General features: G+C 44.6%; 3 protein-coding genes. 1 reads left to right on the forward strand and 2 read right to left on the reverse strand.

Going from position 1 to position 3889, the window contains the following annotated elements:
- Positions 1-449: 449 nt before the first annotated feature.
- A complete protein-coding gene (locus A3757_RS12130; protein ID WP_068510623.1) occupies positions 450-1244 on the forward strand; it encodes an inositol monophosphatase family protein in 795 nt (264 codons plus the stop codon).
- Positions 1245-1331: 87 nt separating this feature from the next.
- Here the strand turns inward: A3757_RS12130 and secF are convergent, their stop codons facing one another.
- Together secF and secD are read right to left on the reverse strand one after the other, a co-directional pair.
- Positions 1332-2252 carry a protein translocase subunit SecF gene (gene secF, locus A3757_RS12135; RefSeq protein WP_068510624.1) on the reverse strand — a complete coding sequence of 307 codons (921 nt, stop codon included), beginning with the start codon at positions 2250-2252 and terminating at the stop codon, positions 1332-1334.
- A gap of 10 nt (positions 2253-2262) precedes the next feature.
- Positions 2263-3889 (reverse strand): protein translocase subunit SecD (gene secD / locus A3757_RS12140; protein WP_068739697.1); only part of this gene is annotated, 1627 nt, incomplete at its 5' end.

The following is a 3889-nucleotide window of genomic DNA, read 5'->3' on the forward strand; positions in this document are numbered from 1 at the left end:
CAGCACGCTCCGAAATTTCGTGAATTTTAAGTTGGGCGCTGCCCTTTTCAGAAATTAAGGATTTTGCTGCATTCAGAATTGCGTCGACACGCTTTTTACTTCTTGCCTGAGTCGGCCTGCGACGACTGTCATTTGTTTTATCTTGCAAAGTTGTTCCATATAATTGCGAATAAATTATAAGGTGACCAGGCTGCTAGATGTACACACTCTGAAAATTCACCAACTAGAGCGCTAGTTTAACGCCGTTTTAATCTAGATGGGAGTACCTAATCAAGATTTGCTCACCGGGACCCTCTGAATAGCACCTTGGAGATTTCTATATTCGCGTGCCTCTGTCACATTTTTTTGCTATGATCCGCCCCACTTGGTCTCCAGTACGCTGGACTGCACCATACGCTCTTTATCAATTCGTTCTTTTGTCATTCACTTTTTATATGTAAGTGGTAACTATGAAGCCTATTTTAAATATTGCTTTGCGCGCTTCTCGTCAAGCATGCGAATATATTAATCAAAGTATCGATAAAAATGATCCAAACCAATCTGACCCTAATGCTAATGAAAAGCTGGTCAGCCATCTTGAATCTACTTTATTTCAAACCTTCTTTGATAGCCTAAAGAAAGCCAACCCAACCCACTTCATTATCGCACCCGATGAAACACCTAGCGACGTAAAAGAAGATAGCTGGCAAGTTAACGGCTTTCACGCGCCCTACAACCTGCTACGAAAAATCCCAGCAACGGCTTTTTCACTTGTTCATAAGTCTTCAGGAAAATCTCAAAACGCCTTACTTGTTAACCCGACAAATGGTGATGAATACACAGCAAGCCGTGGAAGCGGAGCAGCACTTAATGGCAGAAGAATTCGTTGTACCTCTCCTAAATCGCTAGCTGAAGCGACGGTTGCAATCAATACCATAAATCAATTCGACTCACCTGCCGAATCTCACGTCATTGCTGACTTTATTAGTGAAGTGGGAAGCAATGTCGGTCAAATGCAGGTTAGCAATTGCGATGCTCTTGATGTCGCCATGGTTGCCGCTGGCCAAATTGATGCAGCAATACTAACCAAGGTAAACGCTAAAGAGCTTGAAGCAGCTCTGCTGCTATGCCAGGAGTCTGGCGCACTGACAGGTACACTAAACGGCGGTGTATTTAGCGATAAAGAAGACAAAATCATCGTTGCCAATCCAAAGCTCTTTAAAGCATTGGTCCAGCGCTTTAATACTTTTCAAACACGCCTCTAAGGTAGCGCGTTTGAGAGCGCTAAATACTAGCCATAAAAAAGGGAGCTTCTGCTCCCTTTTTTATGGCTAGTATTTGACTACCTGACTTTAAGGTTGGTCATCAATAGCGTTTCCTTCCTCGTCCTCGACAACTGGAGCAATCAAATCTTCTTTGCTCACACCCATCGACAACAAGACATTACTAGCAACATAAATAGATGAATACGTACCCACTAACACACCAATCAAAAGCGCCTTAGCAAAGCCGTTAATCATTTCACCACCAAGAAAGTACAAGGCAAACAGCACTAACAAAGTCGTCGCCGATGTAACCAAGGTTCGAGATAAAGTTTGTGTCAACGAAATGTTAATGACTTCATCAGGCTCTGACTTTCTTAACTTTCTGAAGTTTTCCCTAATACGGTCGGATACAACAATCGTGTCATTCAAGGAATAACCAATTACCGCTAGTAGAGCAGCCAATACGGTTAAGTCGAAATCCCAACCCAGAATGGAAAAAGCACCAATAACGATAATGACATCATGTATCAAAGCCGATACAGCACCTACCGAGAACTTGAACTGAAACCTGACAGCAACATAGAACATGACCAAACCCAAGGCCAACAGCAAGCCAATGCCGCCCTGCTCTCTTAACTCTTCACCAACCTGTGCGCCAACAAATTCAGCTCTGGTCAGCTCTAGCTGCACACCATTCGCAGACAAGGTGCTCGCGACTTGCGCACCAACCTTATCGTTAAACGACTCAGACAAGCGAACCAACACAGATGTTGCTGCACCAAAGTTTTGTACAACTAATTTCTCATAACCCGCTGCAAGCAACTGCTCACGCACTTCTTCAAGGTTCGGCGCTTCTTGGTATTCAACCTCTACCAGCGTCCCCCCTGTAAAATCCAAACCCAAAGCCAGACCTTTCACACCAAGCGAAGTAATTGAGGCAAGCAATAAGATGATCGAGAATGCCGCGGCAATCTTACGTTTGCCCATAAAATCTATTGTATTGTTCATCCTGAGCACCTTACCCTATCGAAATTTTCTTCAGCTGACGGCCGCCATAGGCCAAGTTAACAATCGCTCGCGTCAGTACGACAGAAGTGAAGAGCGAAGTCATAATACCGAGTGACAATGTCACCGCAAAACCTTTAACCGGGCCAGTTCCTACCGCAAACAAGATAACCGCAGCAATCAACGTGGTTATATTTGCATCGAAAATCGCTACAAATGCTCGACTATAGCCGGCATGAATAGCTTGCTGAGGAGAAAGACCGTTTGCCAGCTCCTCGCGGATACGAGCAAAGATCAACACGTTTGCATCAACCGCCATACCGACAGTCAGTACAATACCAGCGATGCCTGGCAGGGTAAGTGTGGCAGAGATCATCGACATTAATGCACACAATAGAATGACGTTTATTGCTAGAGCAATATTCGCGACAACACCAAATGCCCGGTAGTAAACAAGCATAAACAATAAGACCAAAGCGAAACCGATTTGAACGGACATCAAACCCGCGTCGATATTTGCCTGCCCCAGGCTAGGCCCAACTGTACGCTCTTCAACAAAGTAAATTGGCGCTGCAAGCGAACCCGCTCTAAGAAGCAATGCCAGTTCAGCAGCTTCGGTGGCTGAGTCCAGACCGGTAATACGGAAGCTGTTACCAAACGCCCCCTGTATCGTTGCCAAGTTAATAATCTGGCGAATCTCACGGTTACGACGCTCTGTTACTTCTTCACCGTCGACTATTTTCTTAATTAGCTCAGACTTCTGCTCGATAAATAAAACACCCATGCGGCGCTTTAAGTTTCGCTTGGTCACTTCAAGCATCAACTTACCGCCCTTACCGTCAAGGTCGATATTAACCTGTGCCACTCCGTTTTCATCAAAACTCGCACGAGCATTCGATACATTGCTTCCCGTGACGATAATATCTTTTTCCAGGTAAGCGGTACGTCCTTTCTCACTCTTGAAGTCAAACTGCTGCATTTCTCGGCTAGAAGCGCTCGACTTAGCCTCTAGACGAAACTCCAGGTTTGCTGTTTTACCAATAATACGTTTTGCTGCCGCCGTATCCTGAACACCAGGGAGCTCAACCACGATACGGTTACGCCCCTGACGCTGAACCAAAGGCTCAGCAACACCCAGTTCGTTAACACGATTTCTAAGCGTAATCAGGTTTTGTTGAACAGCATAATCTTCAATCTCTTTAATTCGCGCTTCAGATAGTTTTAGCAATAAGAAGAAGCTTTCATCTTCTTCGATTGTTGTACGTGTAAACTGACGATATTCTGATGCGGCAAGCGAAACCGCTTTGTCCAATTCCTTTTCAGACTTGAACTTAACCTTGAGGCCATCAGTGCCTTCAACCAATACCGAACGATAGCGAATTTTTTCACTACGCATCGCTGTTTTAATATCACTCATTGAGACTTGAAGCTTTTGACTCAAAGCTTTATCCATATCAACTTCGAGTAAGAAGTGAACACCACCTCGCAAATCTAGACCAAGTTTCATAGGTCCAGCACCCATAGACTTAAGCCAATCAGGTGTGCTTGGTGCCATATTTAGCGCCGCAATATAATCACTACCCAAAACATCGCTTAGGACTTCTTTTGCAGATAATTGAGCTTCGTTGTCATAGAAACGA

It is taken from the genome of Oleiphilus sp. HI0117 (assembly GCF_001635235.1).

Coding starts and splice junctions, on each gene's coding strand:
- A3757_RS12130 (WP_068510623.1), top strand. CDS start 450: ATGAAGCCTATTTTAAATATTGCTTTGCGCGCTTCTCGTCAAGCATGC.
- secF (WP_068510624.1), bottom strand. CDS start 2,252: ATGAACAATACAATAGATTTTATGGGCAAACGTAAGATTGCCGCGGCA.